Annotated in this window: 1 protein-coding gene; it reads right to left on the bottom strand. The window is 52.6% G+C overall.

Features of this window, described 5'->3' with window-relative positions; translation table 11 throughout:
• A partial coding sequence (gene traD, locus ACSV5M_RS21745) for a conjugative transfer system coupling protein TraD (RefSeq protein WP_439178952.1) occupies positions 1–1,250 on the bottom strand: 1,250 nt, incomplete at its 3' end.
• Positions 1,251–1,334: the final 84 nt, after the last annotated feature.

The raw sequence follows: 1,334 nt of genomic DNA, 5'->3' as shown, positions 1-1,334 counted from the left end.
TCAAGCAGCGGAAACAGCGATGCAACCAATTTGTCGTAGAAGGATTTTTCGTACTCGAACGTTTTGATCAACGCGTGCGCGACGTCATCAAATAGGCCGTAGTGTTTGTATAACTCGACCGCCGCCCAGGCTGTGCGATCACGGCCACTCATGGATTTATCTGGTTTGCGTTCAGACTCGACAATGTCTCTGAGATGCTTACGCCAATGCGGGTGCTTGGCTTGGTTGCGCGTAAAGATATTCGAGAGGTATTCAGAGAGGAGCGGGTCAATATCCGCACCGTACTTCAAATAAAATTCATAAGACAAGCGCTTGCCGAGTTCGGTACCGGCGCGGCTGATGACATTGACATAACGCCACGCAAACTCGCGGAACGCCGCACTGTTGCCTTCGCCGGGTAATTGCGATGCGATACGCGAAGCTGGCTCAGTGATACGGCCAAAAGAACCGACCGGATTGTAACGACAGCTGATGTCCGGGTAGCCCAGATGAAACATATAGAATTGATGTTCACGCCCCGCGCGTACTGCCTCAGACCACATCCGAATTAGTAACTCAGCATCACCTTTTGGATCAAACACGATCACAACGTCACCGTTGTGAATGTCTTGTGTCACCAGCGTTTCACACAGACGTGTTTTCCCCACCCGCGTTGTGCCTACAACAAAGGTGTGCGCAACCCGCTCACTTTGCGGTTGCTCAATGTTTTCTTCCTGTTCCCATAAACCGACAGCATGGATAGTGGTATCGCCTTCCACACGCGGAATCGGCGATACCGGATTCCACCACGCCTCTCGACCGATGATCCATGCGAGAAAGTAAACGGCCGTGTGGCGTTTGCAGAATGCCTCTATGGCGCGTGCGCGCAGGTACAGTGATGTTTTATAGCGCTTGATGATGTGGCGGCGATTCGGCTGCTTGCAGTCGTGGTGTCGCTGCGTATGAATCGCTTCCCATTCAAAGCCGATCCCCAGAAACAGGTTTGTCTTGCTAACTGGAATTTGCGCGCTCGAAATTTCGTATTTCGGTAGTACCAACAAGTAGTGCTGGTACTTCAACAAGCGCACGGCGATCTGGGTTCGTTGTGCGAAACGGACCAAGCAGAAGAGCGCAAGCACGTAAGCTACCGACGGAACCGTCAGCAGCACACCGGGGCTGCTCATCGCGAGGATCGCGGCGAACAGGTACGCGAAACTCGCGGCAAGTTCAACCGGTGGGCGCAGCAGTTGTTCGATGGGATGTTTGCTCATAAGGGCGAGAGGATACCGGCGGTAAAAAAAACGCCAACGCTTTATCTGTCTTAGTCGTGTGCAGATTGATTGCTGAATTTGTCC

The sequence above is a fragment of the Cellvibrio sp. ARAG 10.3 genome, from assembly GCF_051846955.1.
Classification (GTDB): Bacteria; Pseudomonadota; Gammaproteobacteria; order Pseudomonadales; family Cellvibrionaceae; genus Cellvibrio.
This window is presented reverse-complemented; position numbering and strand designations above follow the sequence as displayed.